Here is a 24,604-nt window from a genome sequence, read left to right on the forward strand (position 1 = left end):
CCATAAACATGAACACAAGATACAGCTTACACCACATTCATTCAGCGGATGAGTTCACTTTCTCACCCGCAGAATACAGTTATTTCAAGTATGGCGATAAGTCGTATGCTGAAAAATTTGCAAAAGAATTATTCGACGGATTTATTTCCGAAAATAAACACCTTTTAAATACAGATAAAGAAATTGTAGTGCTTCCAAGTCCTTATATGGCCATTCCTACAGCTTCCAATTTTTTATGCTTTTACTTTAAAAAACATTTGGACTATTATCTGTTTCAAAAGGAAAAAAAATCAAGTATTTTATCTAAAATCAACAGAAATCATACGTATATCACAGATTATGGGAACCTTAATTTTGAGGATCGTAAAAATCTGATAGCCAATGATACTTATTACATTGATAAAGATTTTTTAAGAGGAAAACTTTGTATTTTTATAGACGATATAAAAATTACAGGGAGTCACGAATATACTGTGAACAGAATCCTGAATGAATATGAGGTGGAGGCAGATTTCATGTTCCTGTATTATGCTGAGCTGATGAACTTTGATCTCGATCCTCAAATTGAGAATTTTTTCAATTATTACGCAGTGAAAAACGTAAAACATATTGCGGAAGTAATGAATAAGTCCAGCTTTCAGTTTAATACCAGGATTGTGAAATATATTTTAGGCTTAGATTCAAGTAATTTTGATTATCTTACGTCTAAAGTAAAAAAGGAGCAAATGGATCTCTTGGTGGAACTTGCCATCAGTAACAATTATCATTTAATAAAAGAATATAAAAATAACATCAATACTTTAACACAAACGGAATTATATTATGGCTATTAACTTACAAAAAGGACAAAGAGAAAATATTAACGCCCCTAAATTCACTGTAGGTTTAGGATGGGATCTCAATAATACTTCTACAGGAACAGCATTTGACCTTGACGCTTCTTTATTTTTGCTGGGAGATGATAAAAAACTAGTTTCAGATAATCACTTTATTTTCTATAACAACCTGGAATCTCCGGATAAAGCTGTAGTCCACACTGGAGATAACCTTACAGGAGAAGGTGCTGGTGATGATGAACAGATCAAGATTGATCTTACGAAAATTGATAATGCAGTAAAGGAAATTACGGTTGTAGTAACCATCCACGATGCAGATTCAAGAAGACAAAACTTTGGGCAGGTAAGAAATTCTTTCATCAGAATTTTCAATACAGATACGAATGAAGAAATCTTAAAATATGAATTGGACGAAGATTTCTCAATCGAAACAGCAGTAGAGTTCGGAAGAATCTATAACAGAAACGGAGAATGGAAATTTGAGGCAGTAGGAGCAGGACAGAGAGACGGCCTTGAAAAATTTGTATCAATTTATCAGAAGTAATTATGGACAATCAAGAAAATCAACCGATAGATCCACTAGGATCAATTGAACCTCTTAGAACATTTGAACCTACTCCAATGGTTCCTCCAACACCGGCTCAGCCTGTTCAAAATGCAGCGCCAGCAGTATTGGTAGACAGAGAAGGAAATGTAAATTTGACTCAGTTACAGTCAGAAGAACGCCAGAAATATGAAGTTTTAGCGAACTCTATTGATGAAGCTAATCCGGGATCTATTGTAAATTTCGGAGCTGAACTTCAGAAAACATTAACCAATCAGAGTGATAGTTTCTTAGGGAATGTAAGAAGATCTAACTCAGGAGAAGTTGGTGGATTGATCAATGACCTTTTGGTAGAGCTGAACTATGTAGATGTAGAGGAACTGAACGGAAATAAAGTAAAAAGTTTCCTGAGCAAATTGCCATTCATGAAGAAGGTAATCACTCAGGTAGAAAATTTGTTTACAAAATATGACAAGATCATCAATAATATTGAGCAGATCTCTTATAAAGTAAATGCAGGAATCATCACTTCTACAAAGGATAATGCAGTGCTTCAGACTATTTTTGAAAGCAATGTAAACTCTATCAAGCAAATTGAGGACCTTGTGATTGCAGGAAATATCAGAATGGAAAGAGCTGCTGTAGAATTAGCTCAGATGGAGGCAAGCCCTGAGAGTTTCCAGGATTATCAGATTGCCGATAAGAGAGACTTTATTGCAAGATTAGACCGCAGAATGGCTGATCTTAAGGTGGTACGTGTAATTATGATGCAGTCACTTCCACAGATCAGACTGGTTCAGAATAACAACGTTTCTATTGCAGAAAAAGCGCAGACTATTCTTACCACTACACTTCCTGTATGGAAAAACCAGCTTTCACTTGCCGTTGCGATGTACAGACAGCAGCAGAATATTGAAATCCAGCAGAAAGTATCTTCTACTACAGAAGAGATTTTAAGAAAGAATGCAGAGCGTCTTGGTCAGAACTCAATTAACGTGGCAAGAGCCAATGAACAAACTATTGTCTCTGTAGAAACATTGAAAGAAACAACTTCAATGCTGATCAACACATTAAATGAAGTGAAACAGATTCAGAAACAGGGAGCTGATAACAGAAGAAAGCTGGATCAGGATCTTCAGACATTAGAGCACGAATTAAAAGCGAATGTCAGAGGTTAATTTATAGGGTACTACGGTGGGGGAAGATGCAGCAACCATATTGTCACAGAGCAAAAGAAGGTTAACAAGACTTAAACTTCTGGCTAATTTTTTTGAACATATTGATATAATATCCATTTACATCAAAACCGATATTATCCACAATCTGTTCCAGGAAAATACGGCCCTTGATTACAATAAACTTGAGCTTTTCCACTTACAGTATACCGACAGTCTCATTGAGCTTTTGACCAAAATAAAAAGACAGAAGGAAAATGATATGCTGGCGGTCCTTAATGAAATTGACATCAACAAAAAATATATTTCAGGTTTTGAAGAAAGACAGGCAGATAGTTTTCAGACCGATAGGAAAATGTACAGTGGTATATTTTCACAACATATGAAAGCTCTGTATAAAGACCTTACGGAAGATATCTTTACAGCCAATTGGGAAAATGTTCTCTACTTTCATAAAAAATATGCAAAGGAATTTTACAGGTTAGAGGCAGATGAATCTCTGCTGAAAGCCGAATCTTTTCCCGCCTATCAGTATAAAGATTATTCTATTGAAAGAAAACTGTTGGGAAGGTTGAACATACAAGGATTTAAAGTCCGTTTTGTCTGTGGCTATGTGATCGGAACTCATGAATATGAACTTTTCAAGATCTTTCAGTCTGATGATTATTTTATTTTCAGTGTAGATGATAAAAAGCTTTATCTTTTCGATAAGGATTTGGATAAGCTTGACACTTCTGAAAACCAGTCTAATCAGAGTACCATTATAGATCAGCTTAAGAATAAAAACGAACAGCTGGAAAATACAATGAATGAAAGAAAACGCAATTTACCTCCAGAGGTAGAAGGAGTCTTGAAAGATTATATCAAAAATTTAGAAAATATAGACATTATGAGCAAGATATTTGATTTCGATGAAGAAACAAATATTCTGCGGGCGATGCTTAATCTAAACCTGAATAATCAATAATACGAAATTTGAAACAAGCGGTTAAGCGTATTGGCTTTTCGCAAAAAATGTAAATAACAACTAAACATAAAAAGATGGCTATCAACTTACAAAAAGGTCAGAGAATCAACCTTAAAAAAGAAAACGGAGCTGAACTTTCCCAGGCTTGTGTAGGAATCAACTGGGGAGCAATTGAAAAAAAAGGATTTTTCGGAACTAAAAAAGAGGCAGTAGACTTAGACGGAAGCTGTATTTTATATGATTCCAATAAAAATGTAACGGAAGTGATCTATTTCGGAAACCTGAAATCTAAAAATGGATCTGTAAGACACAGTGGAGACGACCTTACTGGTGACGTAGATGGAGACGATGGTTTAGATAACGAAGTAATTACTGTTGATTTCAGTAACCTTGATTCTAATGTAGATCACGTAGCAATGGTATTAAACAGCTACAGAGGCCAGGATTTTGGAACTATTCCTTTTGCTTCTATCCGTATTTATGAAGGAACTCCAACGAACGTAAAGGAGGTTTTTGCTAAATATGATATTGCGAATGATGCTTCTTTCAAAGGACATGTTGCTATGGTAATGGGTGTTTTCTACAGAAGAAATGGAGAGTGGAAATTCAATGCGATTGGAGATCCTACAGCAGATAGAAAACTGGAGCAGACGATCCAAACCGTACAGATGAATTATTTATAATCGTTTATACATAAAAGTGAAATAAAATAGCAATATTTGTACTCTGTACATCTATTGCTTTTATCATATAATAACATAACTCAAGTGGAACATCAAAGTATTTTAGATCTGCACCCTGGCTTGGTGTGGGGATTTGCGGTAACAGTCGTTATCATGTTACTCCTGGATTTAGGAGTTTTCAACAAAAAAAGCCATGAAGTTTCTTCCAAAGAAGCTACCATCTGGTCTATTGTATGGATCTCACTGTCTATGATATTCTCGGGCGTTGTGTATTGGGTTTTCAATACAGACGGTACCCCTGAAAGTCATGCCCTGGCAGTAGAAAAGTTTACCCAGTATCAGGCGGCTTATTGGATTGAAAAAGCCCTTTCTGTAGATAACTTATTCGTATTTATCCTTGTTTTCGGATTCTTTAAAGTTCCGAAATTCCTTCACCATAAAGTGCTTTTCTGGGGAATTATCGGAGCATTGATCTTCAGAGCGATATTTATCTTTGCGGGAGTTGGCCTGATTAACCTTACATATCTTCCTGAAATGAACATTTTCGGAGAAGCAGTAAAAATTAATGTTGTAATGACCTTATTCGGTTTATTCCTTGTATATGCGGGAATCAAATCATGGGGTGACGGAGGAGATGATGATGATGAAGACTATAGTAATACAGCAGGAGCAAGACTAATCAAAAGCTTTTGGAAAGTTTCTGATAATTATGATGGGGATAAGTTCTTCACGATTCAGAATGGGATTAAAATGGCTACACCACTATTAGTGGTTGTAGGTGTAATTGAATTTACGGACGTTCTTTTCGCAGTAGATTCCATTCCGGCGATCTTTGCCATTTCAAATGACCCGTTTATCCTGTACACATCAAATATCTTTGCTATTTTAGGTCTTAGATCATTATATTTCCTATTGGCCAACTTTATCCACATGTTCAGCAAGCTTCCGTACGGATTGGCAATTATCCTTTCATTCATCGGAGTTAAGATGCTTATTGCACCATGGATTCATATCCCTTCCCCAATTTCATTAGGAATTGTAGGTGGAGTATTGGTGATTTCTGTTCTTCTATCTGTTATCTTCCCTGAAAAAGAGGAGGATAAAAAAGAAGAATTAGAAAAAAAATAACATACAAAAAAATATAAAAAAAACCTCTGGAATTAAATTCCAGAGGTTTTTTTTATTGGAAAATACAAGATGTAAAGAAATTCTTGCGCCTTAAAGCATAATGTAAGCAGATAACTTTGTGTCTTTCGTGTTTCAACATTCTTTCTTTTTTTTAAAAATAAAATAGACAGATCTGTCTGTCTGTTGTTTTTTTTCATACATTTGTTCTATAAAAGAAAGCAATATGAAATCTCCAAGGGAAAGAATTATCGCAACCACTTTCAATTTGTTTGCAAAGCAAGGATATAATTCAACAGGAATCAATCAGATTATTTCAGAATCTGAGGTGGCTAAAGCAAGCTTTTACCTTCATTTTAAATCAAAGGAAGACTTATGTGTAGAATTCCTCAATGTAAGACACGAATATTGGTTCCATGAGCTTCATACTTTTTCTGCCCAGTCAGAAGATCTTTATTCAAAGATTATGAATGCTTTTGATTTTCTGATCTATATGAACAAAAAAGAAAATTTCAGAGGTTGCAGCTTTCTGAACATTTTATCAGAAATCCCCACAGATAATATTAAAATTCTAAACGTGATCCAGTCCCATAAAGCTGATCTTAGAAATTACTTTCTGGAATTATTGAAAGACGATGATCTTTCTGATCATATTTATATGCTTTTTGAAAGCAGCATTATAGAAAGCCAGCTTTATAAATCGAATGAGCTGATAGAGAAATCAAAAAAAATAGTCACCCAATTAATCCCTTAAACAATGGAACAAAAACATCCGCTTCCGCCTTTCACTCTTGAAACGGCAAAGCAAAAAATTCAAATGGCAGAAGATGCCTGGAACAGTCAGGATCCTGAAAAAGTTTCCAAAGCTTATACAATAGACAGCGAATGGAGAAACAGAGATACATTTGTCAATGGAAGAGAAGAGATTATTGTATTTCTTCAGAAGAAATGGGAAAAAGAACTCAATTATAAACTTAAGAAAGAATATTGGGCACACACTGAAAACCGTATTGCGGTTCGTTTTGAATATGAATATCAGACTAAGGAAGGAAATTGGTTTAGAGCTTATGGAAATGAGAACTGGGAGTTTGATGAGAATGGCTTGATGGCTAAAAGATATGCCAGCATCAATGATCTTGCTATAAAAGAAGAGGAACGTAAATTTAGATAAAGGAATAAAACCGAGAGTAGAGATTCAAAGGTTTTCCTTGCCACGAATGCACAAATTATAAGTGTATCCGTGGCATTTTTAATTTAATAGGAGTAATACAACTATAAATAATAGCCGTAGAATTACTACACTTTTAGATATTTATGAAAAAAAACATCTTCTAATAAAATAATATTTCTAAATTTAGAGAGTTATTGATTTAAAAAACACACTTTATGAAAAAACACATCTTAAATTCAGAGCCGTTCAGGCTCCTCATTGCTTATGATACTATAGAAAGAAACAATAACCTCTAATTTCTATACCATGAGCAGAACGAGAATTGTAAAAGGGAGCTATACCAAGATTTCTCAGGAAGGACACAGCATGTATTCCAATGAAAACATTATCACTACTGCAGGGAATTCAATTACAGAAATAGGAGTAAAAGGAGGGGTTAGTTACGGAATACCCAAATATGCACCAGCTATAGATTTAACTGCAAAATGTTTTGTACAGTTCAGGCCAAAAAACAATTGGAAAGGTGAGGATTACGGATTTGATTGGATGAGGCTTGGGGAAACTACTAATTTTGGGGATAAACATTATAAAGACTTGGCAGCCGACCAGTATAAGAAAAAGAAGAATAAAAAAGAAAAAGCTTTGACAATATTGGAAACTGATATTAATGAATATGAGGGGGATTTTAAAGTATCTTCCTCTATGTTTGCCAGGCTCAGGAATGAATATGGGGTATACAGCATCCCTTGGAGGAAAAAAGCAGATGGCAATGCTGAGGATTATTTCTGCTCATGGCTTTCATTGTATCCCACCCGTATCAAGGATGAATCTGGGAATCTTAAAGCTTCTGGTTTTAACAATACGAAAGCTTTGTTAAGTCTTATTGTGGAAGTGGACCAAGAGCCACAGACCTTAAGATTTAAGGAGAATCCCCATTTTAAAATATATCCAATGGAAATCGCTACAAAATCTATAGGAAAGCATGATCTGAAGGACTATGTAAACATAGAATGTCTGAAGGAATTCAACACTGACCAGAGTATAGAAGTGTATGCTGTATCTAAGAATGAAGAAGGAAAAGAAGTAAAACAGCTGGCTGGAAAATTAAAAGTCTGGGCAAATGATGCTTCGAAGAGGAAGAAAGCTAAAGTTTTATTAGTTGATGTTGATACTAATATTAATGGAAAACTGTCTGGAAGTTCTTCAGGTCAAAAACAATTATTTGAAAAATATCTTCGACATGCATTAATTGAAACGGAAGTACAAACTTATTCGTTAGATTTATCCTCTGATTCAAATTTGCAACACGGAGGAAAATATGTAGATAAAAACAGAATATTGGCCTATTATGATGATGAAAATCAGATTCCTCTCATTCATGCTGATGGATATTTAAATCTGGTTCTCTATCTTAACGGAAAGTTAAAAGAAGATCTTAAAAGCAAAAAAGAAAATGAGTATAAATACAGTAAGTATTTTGTGGCTTTCTATCTGGGAGAAAGTGGTGGTTGTAAAGATAAGTCAAACATATATAAAGGTCTGAATGGGTATGCCCATGATGATTTTGTCATTCTTTTTCCAAGAAAAAGCGATGAAACTGCAGCCCATGAATTTTTGCATACTAAAGGCGTCCCGCACAGTTTTACCAATAATGTAGCAGATCCCAATGCAGAATATACCTATATATACGGTGAAACAGAAAATATCATGGATTATTCTCATATCAACAGCAATCCTAGATACAGCCTATGGAAATGGCAGTGGGAAAAAACAAATTCTAAAATAAATAATTTATGAAAAAGTATATTTTTTTATTGATTTTAATGATGACTTCCTGTAAAGCACAAAATAACGCACTTATGATTCCAGAAATAGACAATAAATTTGAAAGATTTGATACCATTAAATACAATAGCTTAAAAAAAAATATATCAAATACTGTTTTTATAACTTTAAAAAATGGCACATATATAGAAATGGTCAAGGTGAAAGCAGGTGCAGCATACTATGAGACTCCATATGACTCATACTTTAAAATATTTAAGGATTATTACCCATCCGGTAATATAAAATATAAAGGAATAGCTTTAAACGTTTGGGGTAATTTTAAAAAAGGTATCTGGTACGAGTTTGATGAAAATGGAAATTTGATTAAAGAAATAGATCATGATAAACCATATAAATTTACATTTGAAAATATTCTGAAATTTTGTGAAACACATGGAATAAAAATAGATAAGGGCCCCATATTACAAAGTACAGGCTGGCACAATGAGATTTCAAGAAAAATAGAGAATGATAAGCCGGTATGGGAAATTGAGCATTTAAAAAAATCAAATCTTGTCGAAATCATCAAATTAGATGGTGTTACTGGAAAGGTTTTGGGAACGAGCACTTATAAGTATATCAACAATTAAAAATAGCTATTAGAATATTTTGTATGTTTTATATGAATGAAGTTTTTCATCTTTATTGAAATTTATAGTTTATCTCAAAAAGGATGGATCATCAATTGAGAGTAGCAAAGCCCGAAAAGTAAAATGAAAGCATCTAGATTTTAAAGCATCTAAGTAATAGAAATAATAAAAAAAGACTGTAATAATAGTCTTTTTTTGTTGATGAACATGTTGATAGTTTAAATAGTGGTGCTAAAGAAAATACTTATATACATTTCTGAATAATTACAACTCACTTTTCTTCCCATGCAAAAGGGTATTGATCTTTCTTCTGGTCTGAACAGATACTTTATAAGCACTATCCCTTAATTTTTGAATTTTTCCTACGGGTTGAAAGATCATCTTACTTTCAAACGGATTAAATGAAAGAAGTTCATTACTACAATCTCGGGGATCCAGTAAAGAATTCTTTTCTATTTTAACTTCACCAATCTTGATGTAGGGCGAATTTTTCCATTCTACATTCAATTTGTTGATGGGTTGGTCTTTCAGATCACAGCACAGCTGAATCAAAACATCGGCGGTAAAATCATTCCTCTGAAAATAATTCTTTAAAGCCTTTTTCATGTTTTGTTTCTTGTCCATATTTTTATTAACAGACTTAGGACTGAGCTTTATTTTCATCATATAATCTCCCAGGCGGTAAGCCCCTACAGAATGATAATCAAAAGAGAGAATAAAATCATTTCTCTTACTGAATAGCTTTAATGTATTTCTGATAAATGAACCTGTAAAAACAGATGGAATAACTTTAATGGCTTGTGTTATAATTGAAAATAAACTGCTCCACTTTTTGATATAAGAAAGATTGACGGCAGTAAATAGTTTTAGAAATGTTGAAACTGAATTAACTGGGAACAATGGAAAGTTTACCAATGGATAATTGGAAAGCAGATTATTATTCTCATCCCTGATTTGCACTGCAAAGCCATAAGCTGGAATATCCCTTTTAGAATTTGTAATTTTCAATTGTGCATTGGAAAGCCTTACAAACAAATTAAATTTCTCTTTATCAAAAAAAGGTTTGAGAAATTCCGGAATATTGGGATCCACCCAAAAAATTCCCTTAGCAACAGCATATGTTTTCGCATGGGCATTTCTGGTAGCATAATTGACGTCACTTATAGAAGAGGACTGCTCAACAAAATCAGCAATCGATTTTTTATTGATTTCCAGAAGTTTTTTTTCCTCTTCATTAAGCTCATCAAACTTCTTATTATATAATATCGGATTTGGCATTTAGTTTTTAAATCCAATTATAACGCCAAGTTTCGGAATTTGTGTTAAGGAATTATTACAATTATTTGAATTTTATGAATGAGAAAGGGCGAATGCTGGAAGAGGGCGGTAGCGAAACTATATAATTTTTATAGATATACTTTTAAATAATTGAATATCAATGATTAAAGTATTTTTATGAACGCCTGTTTAATAAAGTTGATAATACGAATTGATGCCGGCTCACATACTTAAAGTTTGAACTTCCACCTCTCAGCTTCCATCTTTCAACTCCAAAAAGCCTTATCTTTGTAAAAAATTATAATATGGGAGTAGCAGATTTGTTATTTAAGCGTAAAAAAGAATTAGCCGAAAAGAATCTTAATGACGGGAAAGAATATATGGAAGAGTATGGTAAGAGAGAGAGCGTTGTTCAATTACCAAGCGGCTTACAATATGAAATTATTACAGAAGGAGATGGGGCAAAGCCAGGACCAAAATCTACTGTAAAATGCCACTATCATGGAACTACCATTTCCGGTAAAGTTTTCGATAGTTCTGTAAAAAGAGGAACTCCAGCATCTTTTCCTTTGAATAGAGTGATTTCCGGATGGACAGAAGCGCTTCAGCTAATGCCAGTAGGAAGTAAGTGGAGGCTGATTATTCCACCGCATTTAGCGTACGGAGATCAGGAGATCAGCAAAGAAATCGGACCAAACAGTACCCTTGTTTTCGAAGTGGAATTATTGGGGATTAAATAATCCGGCTTAAAAATAAATTAAAAGATTACCTGATTTCAGGTAATTTTTTTTATTTGTACTATATTCGTATTGATGATTTCTCACAATGATTCAGCTATTGCACAAAAATTGGTTTGAATGAAAAAGCTGTTTTCCCTCTTTATCGTTTTCGGTCTGCTGACTTCTTGTGTTTCCAGGAAGAATCAGACTATTCAACAGAATATACTTACTCTGAAGGATAGTTATTGTAAAGCTCCTTTTAAATATAACTATAGTAATAAAGTCCCTTCCCACAATTCGGATTCTATTTTAGAAGCCAATAAAGAGCTGAAAGAAATGTTTTCTGACCAGAGTATTTTAATTTTAAATGCTTTGGATAATCTGGATGAAGTTCATCAGATTATGGACCTTAAAAAAGATTCATCCTTGGCTTCTCAGGTTAAAGTTTTACAGTTAAAGACAAAAATCAATAGTAAAATCACCATTGCCCTTACTGAATTGGATGCGGTAGCTGCAGAATTCGATTGCGAAGGCGAAAGAGTAGCGCAGATAGGCAATTATGTGGATAATCTTAATTCTTCCAGAAATAATAAATTGATTCTATATTCTATCATTACAGGTGCAGCTGCCTCTATTGCCGGAGGAATTGTTGGAGATCAAGGCTGGAGCAATGCTATTGATATTGGAGGTGGGGTGCTGGGAGCAGGTTTTGGTTTAGCAACGCTTAATCCGAAAGGGAAAAAGGTAGAATTTATTCATCAGAGAAACCTTTTGAGAGATATTTGGAAAGGTAAATTGGAATCGCCAAACTTTCCACCATTTATCTGGTATATGTATACCGAAAAGAAATTTTCCAATAGAGAAGAACGTTCCATTATCGGAAACATGAAAGAAAGATGGCTTCATTATCAGTTCGATGATAATAAAGCGGCCGCAGATCAATCCGTTATTTTCAGTGATGGTGGATATTATAGAGCAGATGACCTTCATAACCGGGCTGCGATGCTCAATCAGATGCAATCGGCTACCCGAACAATCAATCAAAACATTAATTATTTACTGCTGGATCTGGATAAATTAATCCTTTAAGAAAAATTTAACTGTAATATATTTTGTTACAATTAAAATTTGTCTATCTTTGCAATGTAATTACAATGAACAATACAAGATTTGCTACGGCAATACATATCATGACCTTATTGGCGAAAAGTCCTCAGGAGTGGCTCACTTCTGATTGGATTGCGGGTAGTATCAATGTAAACCCGGTTATTGTACGTAAAGAAATCAGCGTCTTGAGAGAAGCAGGTTTAATTATCAGCAGACAAGGGAAAGAAGGAGGAAGCCATTTGGCTAAAGATGCTGAAAATATTACGATTTCTGAGATTTACAGATCAGTAAAGAATACAGAAGTATTAGGAAAGAAAAATCAGAACCCTAATCCTGCCTGTAGTGTTGGAAAAGAAATTAACAATCATTTAAATACACTGTTTGAAGAAACAGATCAGTTGGTAAGTCAATTTTTAGGAGATAAATCTTTGCAGGAATTCGCAGAACAGTTCGAATAAAAATTTTTTATCTATAAATGTAACAAAATTCATTACAATTTAATTAAACATAAAACATTATGAAAAAAGTAGCAGTAATTGGTGCAACCGGATTTGTAGGAGCACACATCGTAACAGAATTATCAGACAGAGGATATGCAGTAGAAGCTTTAGTAAGAGATGCGTCTAAAGTAAAAACACAGGAAAATGTAACGGCAAAAAGTGTTGATGTAAACAATGTATCAGAATTGGCAGAAGCTTTAAAAGGAAGCGATGCTGTAATCAGTGCTTTTAATGCAGGGTGGACCAACCCAAATCTTTACAATGACTTTTTGAATGGTTCTGAAAATATTGAAAAAGCAGTAGAAGAATCAGGAGTAAAAAGACTGATTGTAGTAGGTGGAGCAGGAAGCCTTTACACACCGGATAATGTTCAGATCGTAGATACACCGGATTTTCCGGATGCTTACAAACCGGGAGCAACTGCTGCAAGAGATTATTTAAACAAAATCAAGGGAAATAATACCTTAGATTGGACATTCTTCAGTCCTGCAGTGGAAATGAATCAGGCTAATGTAGGATCAAGAACGGGCCAATACAGAACATCTTTAGAAACACCTGTTTTTGATGCAGAAGGAAGAAGCCGTCTTTCAGTAGAAGATGTAGCCGTAGCTTTAGTGGATGAACTGGAACAGAATAACCATATCCGTGAACGCTTCACAGCAGCCTATTAATCTAAAAAGAACAAAATGTTAAAAAGAAAGCTATTATCATTAGTGACTATTTTAGGTTTCATCAGCATATTTGCAGGGAATCTGAAAGTTAAAGTCTATAATCCCGGAACCAAGGCAATATTTCCAATTACTTCTACCATTATTTACGGTGATAAAGATGCTATGCTTATTGACGCTCAGTTTCAAAAGCAATACGCAGAACAGTTAGTAAAAGAAATAAAAGCAACGGGAAAAAACCTGAAAACCGTTTTTATTTCTCATAGTGACCCGGATTTTTATTTTGGATTAGATGTCATTAAAAAAGCTTTTCCCAACGTAAAAGTTATTTCTACAGCACAGACGGCTTATCTTATTTCCGCTTCAAAGGATGATAAACTGGCAGTTTGGAAACCGCAATTAAAAGCAGATGCTCCTTCAGAAATTATTGTTCCGGAAGCAGTGACTTCCATTCCAGATCTTGAAGGAAATACAATTGAAATCAGACAGAATCCTGAAGATCCTGCTCACAGCTTTCTTTGGATTCCATCTATTAAAACTGTTGCAGGAGGAATTTCGGTTTCTGTAGATTCTCATCTTTGGATGGCAGATACTCAGAATGTAAAAGCTATTGACCAGTGGATTGAGCAGATTGATGCTATGAAATCTTTGAAACCTGAACAGGTAATTCCGTCACATTTTGCCAAACAGTCTGTATCTCCTGCATCTTTGGATTTCGTTAAAACTTACCTTGAAAATTATAAGAAAGCGGTTACAGAAAATAAAACTACAGCGGCTATTGTAGATTTTATGGTAAAGAAATATCCAAATCTTCCAGGAAAAGATGAATTGGAAATGGGGGTGAAAGTTTTCTTAGGTGAAATGGATTGGGATTTAAAATCACCATATCCAGCTATCGGTAAGAAAGTAGAAGTTGATTTTGGAGCTGTAAAATTCCTTCTGGATTTTAAAGACAACAAAACAATGACATTCACCGGAACTGCCGGAAGCTCAAAAAACAGTACAGATACTGTAGAGTATACAGCAGTAGAAGTAGCAAAGAATATTTTTATGGTGTACTGGCATGAGCCTCATTTGGGATTCAATGTAACCCATATTCAGGATTACAATAAAAATATAGTGTATTCCAATATTGCAGGACCAGATGGTACCTTTACTCATCCAAAAGGAACGCTTAAGATTCTAAAATAATTTCTCGCTGATTTCACAGATTTATAAGGGAAAAACTAATGTAATCCTTGAAAAACCTGTGAAGCCTGCAAGATCAGCAATACTACTACACATTATTTATCTTTTAGAGCCAAAAAAAGCTGCCTCATTAGAGACAGCTTTCTTTTATAGATTCATAAACAACTTCGGATTTACCGGAGTATTGTTTTTATGTACTTCATAATGAAGATGAGGTCCTGTAGAACGTCCGGAGTTCCCTGATTTAGCAATCACCTGACCTACTTTTACTTTATCATTCACTTTAGAAACAAGCTGTGATAAATGTCCATAAAGAGTAGCCAGTCCGTTTCCATGAGAAACAATGACACAATTCCCATAACCACCTTTCTGCCCGGAGAAAATAACGGTTCCCGCGGCGGCGGCTCTTACATCAGAACCGAATGCAACGGCAATATCCAGTCCTTTATGGAATTGCATCTGGTCCGCTTCAGCTGGAGGATTATTTCTTTCCATAGGAGCTGCTTTAGAAGTAGTTGTTCCTGCAACAGCTTTTGTAGCAGGAGTTGAAGCAGCCGGTGCAGAAGCTACAGGAGCTGCTTTTGGAGTCACCATCACTTTAACTTCTCTTTTATTTCCATAACTGTCTGTTAATTCAACGATTTTTTCTACAGGTTCGGCTTTAGCTTCCGGCTTTGGTGCCGCCGCAACAGGTTTAGCTTCTGTAGGAGCACTCGATTTTACCGAAGCAAAAACAGTTCTAAATGGAATAGGATTTTTTCTGATCCCGAAATTAGATGAAATATATCCATCTGTAGGCATTCCTAATGGAACCTCCATCAGTTTTTTCTGTAGGTTCATCAGGTATTGGCTGTATCGGTTAGCCTGTTTGGAAAGATAAATAGAATTGGCAATACTGTCCTGATTAAGCATCATTAGCTTTTCATTTGAAATGTCTTTAGACTTCAGGAAAGAATTCAGTTGGGCAACGGTCTGATCTACCAGCGTAAGATCAGTTTTCATTTTCAGATAATCTACACTGTCTTTTTCAGTGTTTATTTTTACAAGGTTTACTGCGTAGGTCTTGTCATCCTTCTCTGAGAAAAGTTTGGCAATGAAGATACCTTGTGCAAAAACTACTAGTAAAAGTCCTCCCAGGAGAATGTTTACGTTCTTCTTGCTGTTTAGAAATTTTTTCATATTTCTTCTCTTAGAATATTTAAAACGGTTTTCAGCTGCAAATTTAATTAAAAATAAGTTTTGTTGGTTATTTTTAGTTAAAATTCAGTTTTTTCTGTATCTAACGCTTAATTGTATATTTAATTGTGTTGAAGCATTATTTTTTTCAGAAAATGGTTTTTATCATGCCTTAAAGTATTCTGTTAAATCTTTGTTTAATATATTTGCAGTTCACATTCCAATTATGGCTAAAAAGAAAATTATTTCAGAATCTTCGAATCCAAAAAAGACTAAAAAGGATGTTTCTGTAGGAGTAGTAGGAAGCGGAAGTTTTGCAACTGCTATCGTAAAAATGCTTGTTGAAAATTGCAAAGTGGTGCATTGGTGTGTAAGGAGTGAGTTTGTAAAAGGAGCTATTGAGCTTCGAGGACATAACCCGACTTATCTTACTGCTGCTCATTTTAATCTGAAGAGTTTAAAACTGACCACAGATATTAATGAACTGGTTTCTGCGTGTGATGTCATTGTTTTGGCAACACCTTCCATTTACCTGTCAGATACTTTGGATAAGATGACTTGTGATTATTCAGATAAAATCTTTGTTTCTGCAATCAAGGGGATTATTCCTAAAGTAAATGATGTGGTAGCCCATTACCTGCGTGATGAATTTAAGATCGGTTTCAGAAACCAGGCGGTCATTGCAGGACCTTGTCATGCAGAAGAGGTTGCGATGGAAAGGCTTTCTTACCTTACCATTGCTACCGTAGAAGATGAAACAGCAGAAAAGCTGGAAGGAATTTTCAGTTCAGATTTTATTAAGGTACAAACCAGTAAAGATATTCTTGGAAATGAGTACAGTGCCATTCTTAAAAACATTTTTGCTATCGGAGCAGGAATTGCAAGCGGATTAGGATATGGAGATAACTTCACTGCCGTTTTTGTATCTAATGCGATCCGTGAAATGGAAATCTTCTTAGAAGCAATCTATGAAGCACCTAGAGATGTAAACGAAAGTGCTTACCTGGGAGATCTTCTGGTAACCGCTTACTCATTGTTCTCAAGAAACAGAAACCTTGGAAACCTTATCGGAAAAGGATATACTGTGAAATCAGCAATCCAGTCTATGAACATGGTCGCGGAAGGATATTATGCCGCACAATCCATTTACAAGACTTCAAAACAGAAAAATCTGAAATTGCCGATTATTGATACGGTATATGCCATTCTTTATGAAGGTAAAAATGCCGAAAAACAGTTTAAAAAACTGACAGCAAAACTAAATTAAAAAACAAGGTTCTATAATTGGAACCTTGTTTTAACACTTATATTGAAGACTTAAGTAGTCGTTTACTTAAGTCTTTTTTATTGGCTCATTTTAGTAATAACAAGAGCCAATGATGAACGTACATTCAGATTGCTGGCTGTAAATCCGTTGCCTGTATCAAATTCAAATTTTTGACGAATAGTGGTTGGTGCCGCCAACGTTAAAAAATAACTTCCCTGGAAAAAAGTAAAAGAGCTTGATAATTGACACATTCTGTTGGTTTCCGTAATATTGGTACCTGTTACTGCATTGATCATATATGATCGTGTGCATGTGAAGTTTTGAGACAGGTATTGTGTATTGGTTGTTCCATTATTGTTATTGGCATTACTAGAGTCTACAGAATATCGAAGGATATAAGTTCCAGCTGGTAACGTAATGGTAGAAGTATCAGATCCTAGTGAAGCACCCGTAATTTTATTTGCAGCTACGGTGAAGTTGGTAAGTGTATTATTTGTACTTCCGGTAGGAACTAAAATGCCTGAATTGATGATTAATGACATAGATTGAGGCTCTGTTCCGGCAAGTATAAAACGTTGCCATTGATCTCTGATCCATACATAATATCCTTTAGGAAAAGTAGAGGCTCCTCCTTTATTATAAATCATCAGACCATCCGCTGGATTAGCAATAGGTGTTGATGTACTATTGAGTACCGTAAGATCATATTGAGGGAAGAGTACTCCTTTGGTGGATGAATTAATGTCTAGGACACTGCTTGCGCTGGGATTGGTTGTATTAATACCAACTTGCGCTTTCACGCTCGTACTAAACAGTATTATAGCTATACAAGCAAGATAAATATAGTTTTTCATTGTAATAGTAGTTATTGATTAAGGGCTGATCTTTGAATGTCAAATTTAGCGTTGGTGATAATAATTTCTCCGTTATTGGGAGTTGTTCCTCCTGCTCCCTGCTGATAAGTCCCTCCTGCATCATGGGCAATAGAAGGAACTAATGTAATGGGGGTTGCTGAGGTAGATACAAAAGAAAAGCTCATATTTAACGTATGTGTTTTATTACTCGCAATTGATTGTGCATTGATGCTTATTGTTTTTCCATATTGAGTTCCCGAAACGGGATCTACAAGCTTTACAAGATATTGGTGTAAATGTACAGGGGTACCTCCGATTCCGGCAGTACTGCTTTCCAATGCTGTTCTTATATTAAGGCATACGTTGACCAGATAGCCACTATTTCCAGGAAGTGTAATGACTCCTGACGTTGTGTTGTAAGATGCTCCAATATCATTTGAAACAACTGTAAAAGCAGCATCGGTGAAGTTTTTAAAAGTACCGTTAGCCAAGTTTCCCAATATTGCATAATCTGTAGTACGTTGAAGCATCATATAACTTACCAGATTGTAAGTGTCAGCGATCTGAGTCCATCGGTTGTTTTTCCATATATAAAGCCCAGGGCTGATAGAATTCCCTTTATTATATACAACAAGACCTTCTGTAGGATTTGGAACAGGAGTAATATTGTTCAATATGTCTATGATGTCAACTCTGGGAAGAAGAACTCCTTTATTGGTAGATTCAGATACTTCCAATACAGCTGAACTATTAATAGTAGATTTCCCAATTCCTACTTGCGCATATATTATTTGTGTTAAAATAAATAATAGGAGAATATAACCTTTTTTCATGTGTTTTGTTTTTAAAGTTGTGATATTTTAATGTAAGATCCGGTTGGAATCACGTTGACAAGATCATAAAACGTACTGTTCTGCATTCTTCCCAATCGTAACCTTAACCCTCCAATGAGATTAGCATTGGCATTCACGGGAACACTGTAATAATAGGACCATGTTGCTAAATGATTGGTATTTACTTTAGAAACAATGGGAACTTCCTTTCTTGTATTAGCTCCTGATACGAACGTATTACTTGTATTATTATACAGATCGTTGGTGAAATCTATAAAATACCCCATCAGATAATAACTACTTCCTGAAAGAGGAGCTGTACCTCCTTGGCCGGAAGGGCTTTCCTGGGGCGAATTTAGATTAAGATTCACTTCTACCAGATAGTTTCCTTGAGGGAGAACCAGAGAATATCCTCCTGAACTAGGATTTTGAACTACTTTGAAACCATTGATGTTAGATACACCAGATACCGCCGGAGGATTAACTAATAATTGAGTGTTAGCGCCGGCAACAGCATTATCCAATGCAGAGAGGTTTCCTGTGAAATCCAGATAAGCAACCTTAGGGGTGTTTTCAGCATCAATAGTACTTTGCCATTGGTTGATAGTTCCGTTAAAGATATGTAATGCTTTATTATTAGCATTACTTCCTCCATTAAAACCAATAAGGGCATTAGCGGGAGATGCTACAGGAGAAGTTGTGCTGTTGAGATTAGTAATATTGAGGTTAGGAAATAGCAATCCTTTACTTCCTCCTGAGATAACTAATGTGGGAGCACTAGTATAACCGCTTCCTCCATTATTAATGGTGATACTGGTTATGGCTCCATTAGAGATATTAGCCGTAGCCCGTGCTTTAGTACCCCCGTTTACAATGGGGCCGCCACCATAAAAGTTAATGGTAGGGGCTGTAATGTACCCACTTCCACCGTTGGTTATGGTAATTCCGTTTACAGCTCCACCTGATACTGTTGCAGTGGCTGTTGCAGAAACTCCATTGAAATTTTCGATATGCAGAATTGCACTAGGGTCCGGTTTGGACGTGTTGATTCCTACACTTCCGCTTTGGGCAAAGGCCAATGTAGCGAAAAATGTACTTACGAAGTTAACAATTTTCATCTTTTATATGTTTACGAAATAATTTTAATTAAATACTCATGGAATATGTATTAAATCAATTGAAAGATACGTATAAAAAATGATTAATTTATGATTTTATTATATGTTTAAAGTGTTTAAATTGTTGTTTTATCAATCAAAAGTGATTTTTATTTGATTGTTTTCAATTTATATTCACTTATTTTTGAAAAATTATATGTACATAAACTATTATGATTAAAGTATTTTGTATTGCAAACTTTAATGAACTTAAATTAATATAAAATAGATGAGGGAAGGAAATGTGATAATTACTTACTTTTTGGTGAATTATATGAGTCAAAATTTAATGTTAATTTAATAAAAAACATGATTTATAATTCATCATTTCAATGTTACTTTATTGATACTTTCCATCATATCGCCTTGCATAATTCAGAAGTGCTCTCAGAACAAAAAATAACGTGTTAAAATCGTTAAACGCGTTTCTCTTTTTAAAAGTTTTCCCGAAATTTGAACTAAAATTTAAAATTATGTCACAATCGCTTACAAGCAGAACACCGAAACCTAAATACGACGTTGTACTGATAGGGGGCGGAATCATGAGCGCTACCTTAGCAACGCTGCTTCATGAATTTGATCCAACACTTGAAATTGCCATCTTCGAAAGATTAGGAAGGTTTGCCAAAGAAAGTACAGCAGCTTGGAACAACGCCGGAACAGGGCACTCCGCATTTTGTGAGCTAAATTATACGCCGGAAAATCCGGATGGTAGTATTGAAATCAAGAAAGCTGAAAGTATCGCAGAGCAATTTGAAATTTCAAAACAGTTCTGGTCTTATTTATTAGCGAAAGGATATATTCAAGATCCAAAAGATTTCATCAATTCATGTCCACACATGAGTCTGGTATTTGGAGAAAAAGATGCTGAATATCTTAAAAAGCGTCATGATAAAATGTCAGAATCAGTTCTTTTCTCAGGAATGGAGTTTTCTACAGATCATGATAAGTTGAGAGAATGGATCCCATTGGTCATGAGTAAGAGAAACAAATCTGAAATAATGGCTGCAACCAAAATGGATATGGGTACAGATGTCAACTTCGGGACATTAACTAGAAAAATGGGCAGGCACCTGTTGGAAGATTCCAATGTGGAAGTATTCTTATACCATGAAGTGAAGGATATTGATCCAAGAGAAGACGGGAAGTGGGGAATGAAGGTGAAGGACAGAATCCATAATCACAAACAAGAAGTAAATGCTGATTTTGTATTCATTGGTGCCGGAGGATATGCCCTTCCATTATTGGATAGTTCAGATATTAAAGAAAGTGAAGGATATGGAGGTTTCCCGGTTTCAGGGCAATGGCTGGTAACCCATAACCAGGAATTGGTAGAGAAGCACCAGGCTAAAGTTTATACTCAGGCAACCGTAGATGCTCCCCCTATGTCTGTTCCACACCTTGATCTTAGAATTATTGATGGAGAAAAAGCTCTTCTTTTCGGACCTTTCGCAGGGTTTTCAACAAAATTCCTGAAAGAAGGAAGCTATCTTGATTTACCGGAAAGTGTTAATACTAAAAACTTAAGATCTCTGTTTGGTGCGTGGTGGCATAATCTTCCTTTAACGAAATACCTTATTCAGCAGGTTGCGATGACCAAGTCTCAAAGAATGCAGCATTTAAGAGAATTTATCAAAGATGCTAAAGAAGAGGATTGGGAATTGAAAGTAGCCGGTCAAAGAGTTCAAATCATTAAGAAAGATGATAAGTTAGGTGGTAAACTGGAGTTCGGAACTGAAGTGGTAGTAAATAAAAGTGGAACCATTGCTTCTTTACTGGGTGCTTCACCGGGCGCATCTACAGCAGTACAGGCAATGCTTAATGTTCTTGAGAAATGCTTCCCTGAGAAACTTCACGGAGAGTGGAAAGATAAGTTGCTTGAAATGGTTCCATCATACGGACAAAAGCTGGCTGAACACCCTGAACTTACTGAAAAAGTAAGGGAGTATACCAAAGAAAAGCTTGAATTAGAATACTAAAAATTAATAATGAGCAATGAATAATAAGCATTACCAACAGCATTATTCATTGCTCATCACTTATTACTCATAAAAAGGTGGAAGAAATCGTTATAAAGCCGGTTATTGCAAAAGAACTCCTGGAATCTCTCCAGACAAAAATAGAAGAAGAGAAACAGGTGATTGTACACTGTTGCTTTCCTGCATCCCCATTTTTAGGGAATTTAATCAGGATCTGGCATTCCACCTACCTTTTTGATAACCAGTCTGAGCATAGAAGTAAAATGATTCATGCGGAGAATATTTCAATTTCTCCTTATTGGACACCTGTTCCCTTTATGCAGGATTTTTGGTTTACTTTAATCTTTTCAGGTTTACCAAAAGATTGTAAAAGTTTTGATCTTAAGGAAGTTATTCCTGAAGAAGGTGGCTTCTTTGTAGAATCTATTAAAAGGAATTCTTCCGATGTCTATCGGGTAAAAATATCAGAATCTTATTAGCATGAAGATAAGGGAAAAAAAGCTGGAGCAAATTATTCACTGGGCAGAAAATAATCTTGATATCCGTGCTGTTCTGTTAACCAGTTCATTGGTCAATCCCTATGCTCCGGTAGATGATTTTAGTGATCTTGATGTAGAGTTGATTTTTCAAAGCAGAAAAGCTTACGAAGACAATAATGAATGGATCAGTCTTTTCGGAGAGCCAATTTCCATGATTGAAGAAGATGATACAGTCTTTGATGGAAAACATGCTATGAAGATGGTTTTGTATAAAGACCATGTAAAAGTAGATTTTAAACTTTACCAGGTATCAGAATTTTCCGAAGAGGTGAAAGAAGAAAAACTTCCTGATGATTGGGATGTAGGGTATAAGGTTTTGATTGATAAAGATGGTCTTACAAAGGATCTGAAGGCTCCAACCCATCAATCCATTATGATTCATCAACCCACGGAAAAGAAATTTAAGCAGCTACTGAATGATTTCTGGTGGGATACTACTTATGTGGCGAAATGCCTTAAGCGGGGTGATATTTTTTATGCTAAATTCATGTCTGAAGATATATTGAGAACAGATTATCTGGTACCTTTAACCGAATGGTATATTGCAAGTTTTCATGACTGGAATAATATAACCACCAATAAACACGGAAGGCTTTTTAAAAAATATCTTTCTGCAGAACAGTGGAATAGAGTAGAAGCTACTTTTTCAGGAAGCGATATTGAGGAAAACTGGATCGCTCTGTTTGCCTTTGCTGATGTTGTTCACGAACTGGGAACTGCTTTAGCAGAAGAACTGAATTTTGAATATCCTTTTGAGCATGAAACAGATATCCGTAAATATCTTACAGAAGTAAAAACGCTGCCTTAAGCAAATTCATTCTGACGGATCAGATTTTCAATACAATATTCAGCAATAGCTGTAATCGTTACAAACGGATTAACTCCAATAGTACCGGGAATCAAAGATCCATCAAGCACATACAGGTTTTCATGATTCTTTAGCTTTCCAAATTCATTGGTAGCTTCTCCTAATACACATCCACCAAGGGGATGATAACAAATATCTGCTCCAAAACCATTATTGAACAGGAAATGACTTCTGGTTCCTCCATTCGCTTTATTCATTTTCCGGATAAAATATTTGGCGTTTTCCCTCATTTTGGCTGTATGACTTTCATTCCAGTTCAAACTAATTTTCTGAGTGATTTTATCATAACCAACTTCTCCTTTTTTATCGACTCTGTTGATGAGCAGATATAATGCTGTAGCCACATCCATTCCCATAGGTAAAGGAGCAATTTCTGTGAAAAAAGGATGTTCTTTATCGTCCCAGTTATCAATTCCACCCACCGGAATTGTTGACTGCTTAGCGCCTGTTCCTCCTGACAATGGTTTTACCCAGTTTCTTCCGGTCATAAAATTACCGTTGTTTCCCCAGTTCTTCCCGATTTGTTCATGAGCAGGAAAATTATTAACCGCATTAGAATGCAACAGTAGTTGTAAGGTTCCCATAGTTCCTGCCGAAAGGATCAGCTTTTTACAATTAAAAAGCTTGTCTGCAACAATACTTCCGGAGGTATCAATTTGCTGTACATTGAGTGTATAACTTTTATCATCATTAAGTTTAATGTGATTCACACAATGAAGGTCCAATATTTCCAGATTTCCAGTTTCTAAGGCCTTTTTTAGATAGGTTTTATCTAAACTGTTTTTACCATGGTTATTTCCATAGATTACTTCTGTATTGAGAGCAGAACGGGGAACTTCATTCCGGAATTCTTTTTCCATATATTTAAAATCATAAACATTAGGTACCCGCATTGTTTTGAACCCAGCTTTGTGGGCTTCTTCTTCACCTACTCTTGTGAATTTATAATAGGGACACTCTTTTAGAAACTGTTCATTAATAACATTTACTTTAAGTTCTTGCTGTACCAACGGAAAATAATGAGTGTAAAATCTTTCGGCATCAAGATTAGGAAAAACCTCTCTGAAATAGCTTTCTTTAGGAGTTACGGCCATTCCTCCATTAACAAGTGACCCTCCGCCTACTCCTCTTCCTACCCAAATATTTAGATGTTCAAAATCCAGTCGGTCCAGAGTTCCTGTAAAAGGAGTCAGAGAGAATAGATTCATGAAAGGAGCAATACTTTTCTTTTTCAACCATGCCGCACTTTTCCCTGGTTTCAAAAGATTAGAGAATGGAATTCCTGATTTTTCCCAGTTAAGGCCCATTTCCAACAGAACAACTTTTTTTCCGGCTTCACACAGACGTAAAGCAGAAACAGCACCTCCATATCCACTTCCAATGATAATAATAGGAGCATCTACAGTTTCTTTTGTCCTATTGGCTCTTCGTTCTGCTGCCTGAAAAAGATCTGATTGTAGAAAATAAAAACCTGAAATCGCCAGTACGCTCACTTTGATGAATTTCTTTCTGTCCATGGGCATTTAAGGTCAAAAAGTATGCTAAAACAAGAA

At 35.4% G+C, this 24,604-nt stretch carries 25 protein-coding genes; 19 read left to right on the forward strand and 6 right to left on the reverse strand.

Annotated elements, in window-relative coordinates:
* The first annotated feature begins 8 nt into the window (after nucleotides 1–8).
* The 10 genes from EL260_RS05025 to EL260_RS05070 all read left to right on the forward strand — a co-directional run bounded on the left by EL260_RS05025 (nucleotide 9) and on the right by EL260_RS05070 (nucleotide 8,918).
* Entirely contained in the window at nucleotides 9–833 is an 825-nt protein-coding gene (locus tag EL260_RS05025; RefSeq protein WP_123859124.1) for a phosphoribosyltransferase family protein, read from the forward strand.
* Nucleotides 823–1,380 carry a TerD family protein gene (locus EL260_RS05030; RefSeq protein ID WP_123859125.1) on the forward strand — a complete coding sequence of 186 codons (558 nt, stop codon included), beginning with the start codon at nucleotides 823–825 and terminating at the stop codon, nucleotides 1,378–1,380. Before EL260_RS05025 ends, EL260_RS05030 begins: the two co-directional genes overlap by 11 nt.
* A 2-nt stretch (nucleotides 1,381–1,382) precedes the next feature.
* Complete coding sequence (locus EL260_RS05035; RefSeq protein WP_185145894.1) at nucleotides 1,383–2,558, forward strand: toxic anion resistance protein; 1,176 nt, start codon at nucleotides 1,383–1,385, stop codon at nucleotides 2,556–2,558.
* Nucleotides 2,559–2,574: 16 nt separating this feature from the next.
* Nucleotides 2,575–3,522 carry a hypothetical protein gene (locus EL260_RS05040; protein WP_123859126.1) on the forward strand — a complete coding sequence of 316 codons (948 nt, stop codon included), beginning with the start codon at nucleotides 2,575–2,577 and terminating at the stop codon, nucleotides 3,520–3,522.
* A 74-nt stretch (nucleotides 3,523–3,596) separates the two neighbouring features.
* Nucleotides 3,597–4,205 (forward strand): TerD family protein, encoded by a 609-nt coding sequence (locus EL260_RS05045; RefSeq protein ID WP_123859127.1) that lies wholly within the window; start codon nucleotides 3,597–3,599, stop codon nucleotides 4,203–4,205.
* 84 nt (nucleotides 4,206–4,289) lie between these two features.
* Nucleotides 4,290–5,333 (forward strand): TerC/Alx family metal homeostasis membrane protein, encoded by a 1,044-nt coding sequence (locus EL260_RS05050; RefSeq protein ID WP_123859128.1) that lies wholly within the window; start codon nucleotides 4,290–4,292, stop codon nucleotides 5,331–5,333.
* A gap of 223 nt (nucleotides 5,334–5,556) precedes the next feature.
* The gene (locus EL260_RS05055) at nucleotides 5,557–6,084 is read left to right on the forward strand and encodes a TetR/AcrR family transcriptional regulator (protein ID WP_123859129.1); all 528 of its coding nucleotides are present in this window, start codon (nucleotides 5,557–5,559) and stop codon (nucleotides 6,082–6,084) included.
* A 3-nt stretch (nucleotides 6,085–6,087) separates the two neighbouring features.
* Nucleotides 6,088–6,501, forward strand: a complete 414-nt coding sequence (locus EL260_RS05060; protein WP_123859130.1) for a nuclear transport factor 2 family protein — start codon at nucleotides 6,088–6,090, stop codon at nucleotides 6,499–6,501.
* A gap of 306 nt (nucleotides 6,502–6,807) precedes the next feature.
* Nucleotides 6,808–8,298, forward strand: a complete 1,491-nt coding sequence (locus tag EL260_RS05065) for a zinc metalloprotease (RefSeq protein WP_123859131.1) — start codon at nucleotides 6,808–6,810, stop codon at nucleotides 8,296–8,298.
* A complete protein-coding gene (locus EL260_RS05070) occupies nucleotides 8,295–8,918 on the forward strand; it encodes a hypothetical protein (RefSeq protein WP_123859132.1) in 624 nt (207 codons plus the stop codon). The genes EL260_RS05065 and EL260_RS05070 overlap by 4 nt, the downstream gene beginning before the upstream one ends.
* Nucleotides 8,919–9,182: 264 nt before the next feature.
* Here the strand turns inward: EL260_RS05070 and EL260_RS05075 are convergent, their stop codons facing one another.
* The gene (locus EL260_RS05075; protein ID WP_123859133.1) at nucleotides 9,183–10,196 is read right to left on the reverse strand and encodes a catalase family protein; all 1,014 of its coding nucleotides are present in this window, start codon (nucleotides 10,194–10,196) and stop codon (nucleotides 9,183–9,185) included.
* Nucleotides 10,197–10,501: 305 nt separating this feature from the next.
* On the opposite strand from EL260_RS05075, the gene EL260_RS05080 reads away from it, so the two are divergent.
* The 5 genes from EL260_RS05080 to EL260_RS05100 all read left to right on the forward strand — a co-directional run bounded on the left by EL260_RS05080 (nucleotide 10,502) and on the right by EL260_RS05100 (nucleotide 14,381).
* Entirely contained in the window at nucleotides 10,502–10,936 is a 435-nt protein-coding gene (locus EL260_RS05080) for an FKBP-type peptidyl-prolyl cis-trans isomerase (protein WP_123859134.1), read from the forward strand.
* 117 nt (nucleotides 10,937–11,053) lie between these two features.
* Nucleotides 11,054–12,004, forward strand: a complete 951-nt coding sequence (locus tag EL260_RS05085) for a hypothetical protein (protein WP_123859135.1) — start codon at nucleotides 11,054–11,056, stop codon at nucleotides 12,002–12,004.
* Nucleotides 12,005–12,069: 65 nt separating this feature from the next.
* On the forward strand, nucleotides 12,070–12,480 hold the full coding sequence (locus EL260_RS05090; protein WP_123859136.1) for an Rrf2 family transcriptional regulator: 411 nt from the start codon (nucleotides 12,070–12,072) through the stop codon (nucleotides 12,478–12,480).
* A 59-nt stretch (nucleotides 12,481–12,539) separates the two neighbouring features.
* Nucleotides 12,540–13,193, forward strand: coding sequence for an NAD(P)-dependent oxidoreductase (locus EL260_RS05095; protein WP_123859137.1), 654 nt, complete (start codon nucleotides 12,540–12,542; stop codon nucleotides 13,191–13,193).
* 15 nt (nucleotides 13,194–13,208) lie between these two features.
* Nucleotides 13,209–14,381: an MBL fold metallo-hydrolase gene (locus EL260_RS05100; protein WP_123859138.1), complete on the forward strand. Its 1,173-nt coding sequence runs from the start codon at nucleotides 13,209–13,211 to the stop codon at nucleotides 14,379–14,381.
* Nucleotides 14,382–14,525: 144 nt separating this feature from the next.
* Here EL260_RS05100 and EL260_RS05105 read toward each other — a convergent pair whose 3' ends face one another.
* Nucleotides 14,526–15,557, reverse strand: a complete 1,032-nt coding sequence (locus EL260_RS05105; RefSeq protein WP_123859139.1) for a M23 family metallopeptidase — start codon at nucleotides 15,555–15,557, stop codon at nucleotides 14,526–14,528.
* Between the two features lie 223 nt (nucleotides 15,558–15,780).
* Here EL260_RS05105 and EL260_RS05110 point away from each other — a divergent pair, with 223 nt between their 5' ends.
* Entirely contained in the window at nucleotides 15,781–16,821 is a 1,041-nt protein-coding gene (locus EL260_RS05110) for an NAD(P)H-dependent glycerol-3-phosphate dehydrogenase (protein ID WP_066691828.1), read from the forward strand.
* Between the two features lie 77 nt (nucleotides 16,822–16,898).
* Here EL260_RS05110 and EL260_RS05115 read toward each other — a convergent pair whose 3' ends face one another.
* The 3 genes from EL260_RS05115 to EL260_RS05125 are packed head-to-tail and all read right to left on the reverse strand — an operon-like array spanning nucleotide 16,899 to nucleotide 19,626.
* The gene (locus EL260_RS05115; protein ID WP_123859140.1) at nucleotides 16,899–17,675 is read right to left on the reverse strand and encodes a hypothetical protein; all 777 of its coding nucleotides are present in this window, start codon (nucleotides 17,673–17,675) and stop codon (nucleotides 16,899–16,901) included.
* Between the two features lie 11 nt (nucleotides 17,676–17,686).
* Nucleotides 17,687–18,508, reverse strand: a complete 822-nt coding sequence (locus tag EL260_RS05120) for a hypothetical protein (RefSeq protein WP_123859141.1) — start codon at nucleotides 18,506–18,508, stop codon at nucleotides 17,687–17,689.
* Nucleotides 18,509–18,519: 11 nt separating this feature from the next.
* Nucleotides 18,520–19,626 carry a hypothetical protein gene (locus tag EL260_RS05125; protein ID WP_123859142.1) on the reverse strand — a complete coding sequence of 369 codons (1,107 nt, stop codon included), beginning with the start codon at nucleotides 19,624–19,626 and terminating at the stop codon, nucleotides 18,520–18,522.
* Between the two features lie 512 nt (nucleotides 19,627–20,138).
* Here EL260_RS05125 and mqo point away from each other — a divergent pair.
* The 3 genes from mqo (at nucleotide 20,139) to EL260_RS05140 (ending at nucleotide 22,991) form a co-directional block, all read left to right on the forward strand.
* Nucleotides 20,139–21,644, forward strand: coding sequence for a malate dehydrogenase (quinone) (gene mqo, locus EL260_RS05130; RefSeq protein ID WP_123859143.1), 1,506 nt, complete (start codon nucleotides 20,139–20,141; stop codon nucleotides 21,642–21,644).
* A 77-nt stretch (nucleotides 21,645–21,721) separates the two neighbouring features.
* Entirely contained in the window at nucleotides 21,722–22,123 is a 402-nt protein-coding gene (locus EL260_RS05135) for a hypothetical protein (protein ID WP_045493119.1), read from the forward strand.
* 1 nt (nucleotide 22,124) lies between these two features.
* Nucleotides 22,125–22,991: an AadS family aminoglycoside 6-adenylyltransferase gene (locus EL260_RS05140; RefSeq protein ID WP_123859144.1), complete on the forward strand. Its 867-nt coding sequence runs from the start codon at nucleotides 22,125–22,127 to the stop codon at nucleotides 22,989–22,991.
* Here EL260_RS05140 and EL260_RS05145 read toward each other — a convergent pair.
* On the reverse strand, nucleotides 22,988–24,568 hold the full coding sequence (locus EL260_RS05145) for a GMC family oxidoreductase N-terminal domain-containing protein (RefSeq protein WP_123859145.1): 1,581 nt from the start codon (nucleotides 24,566–24,568) through the stop codon (nucleotides 22,988–22,990). The genes EL260_RS05140 and EL260_RS05145 overlap by 4 nt on opposite strands.
* Between the last annotated feature and the right edge of the window lie 36 nt (nucleotides 24,569–24,604).

This window comes from Chryseobacterium nakagawai, assembly GCF_900637665.1.
In the GTDB taxonomy this organism is placed as follows: Bacteria; Bacteroidota; Bacteroidia; order Flavobacteriales; family Weeksellaceae; genus Chryseobacterium; species Chryseobacterium nakagawai.

Bases quoted from the DNA above. Each gene is read 5' to 3' on its own strand.
- EL260_RS05025 (WP_123859124.1), top strand. From the start codon at position 9: ATGAACACAAGATACAGCTTACACCACATTCATTCAGCGGATGAGTTC.
- EL260_RS05030 (WP_123859125.1), top strand. From the start codon at position 823: ATGGCTATTAACTTACAAAAAGGACAAAGAGAAAATATTAACGCCCCT.
- EL260_RS05035 (WP_185145894.1), top strand. From the start codon at position 1,383: ATGGACAATCAAGAAAATCAACCGATAGATCCACTAGGATCAATTGAA.
- EL260_RS05045 (WP_123859127.1), top strand. From the start codon at position 3,597: ATGGCTATCAACTTACAAAAAGGTCAGAGAATCAACCTTAAAAAAGAA.
- EL260_RS05055 (WP_123859129.1), top strand. From the start codon at position 5,557: ATGAAATCTCCAAGGGAAAGAATTATCGCAACCACTTTCAATTTGTTT.
- EL260_RS05060 (WP_123859130.1), top strand. From the start codon at position 6,088: ATGGAACAAAAACATCCGCTTCCGCCTTTCACTCTTGAAACGGCAAAG.
- EL260_RS05065 (WP_123859131.1), top strand. From the start codon at position 6,808: ATGAGCAGAACGAGAATTGTAAAAGGGAGCTATACCAAGATTTCTCAG.
- EL260_RS05070 (WP_123859132.1), top strand. From the start codon at position 8,295: ATGAAAAAGTATATTTTTTTATTGATTTTAATGATGACTTCCTGTAAA.
- EL260_RS05075 (WP_123859133.1), bottom strand. From the start codon at position 10,196: ATGCCAAATCCGATATTATATAATAAGAAGTTTGATGAGCTTAATGAA.
- EL260_RS05080 (WP_123859134.1), top strand. From the start codon at position 10,502: ATGGGAGTAGCAGATTTGTTATTTAAGCGTAAAAAAGAATTAGCCGAA.
- EL260_RS05085 (WP_123859135.1), top strand. From the start codon at position 11,054: ATGAAAAAGCTGTTTTCCCTCTTTATCGTTTTCGGTCTGCTGACTTCT.
- EL260_RS05090 (WP_123859136.1), top strand. From the start codon at position 12,070: ATGAACAATACAAGATTTGCTACGGCAATACATATCATGACCTTATTG.
- EL260_RS05095 (WP_123859137.1), top strand. From the start codon at position 12,540: ATGAAAAAAGTAGCAGTAATTGGTGCAACCGGATTTGTAGGAGCACAC.
- EL260_RS05100 (WP_123859138.1), top strand. From the start codon at position 13,209: ATGTTAAAAAGAAAGCTATTATCATTAGTGACTATTTTAGGTTTCATC.
- EL260_RS05105 (WP_123859139.1), bottom strand. From the start codon at position 15,557: ATGAAAAAATTTCTAAACAGCAAGAAGAACGTAAACATTCTCCTGGGA.
- EL260_RS05110 (WP_066691828.1), top strand. From the start codon at position 15,781: ATGGCTAAAAAGAAAATTATTTCAGAATCTTCGAATCCAAAAAAGACT.
- EL260_RS05115 (WP_123859140.1), bottom strand. From the start codon at position 17,675: ATGAAAAACTATATTTATCTTGCTTGTATAGCTATAATACTGTTTAGT.
- EL260_RS05120 (WP_123859141.1), bottom strand. From the start codon at position 18,508: ATGAAAAAAGGTTATATTCTCCTATTATTTATTTTAACACAAATAATA.
- EL260_RS05125 (WP_123859142.1), bottom strand. From the start codon at position 19,626: ATGAAAATTGTTAACTTCGTAAGTACATTTTTCGCTACATTGGCCTTT.
- mqo (WP_123859143.1), top strand. From the start codon at position 20,139: ATGTCACAATCGCTTACAAGCAGAACACCGAAACCTAAATACGACGTT.
- EL260_RS05140 (WP_123859144.1), top strand. From the start codon at position 22,125: ATGAAGATAAGGGAAAAAAAGCTGGAGCAAATTATTCACTGGGCAGAA.
- EL260_RS05145 (WP_123859145.1), bottom strand. From the start codon at position 24,568: ATGGACAGAAAGAAATTCATCAAAGTGAGCGTACTGGCGATTTCAGGT.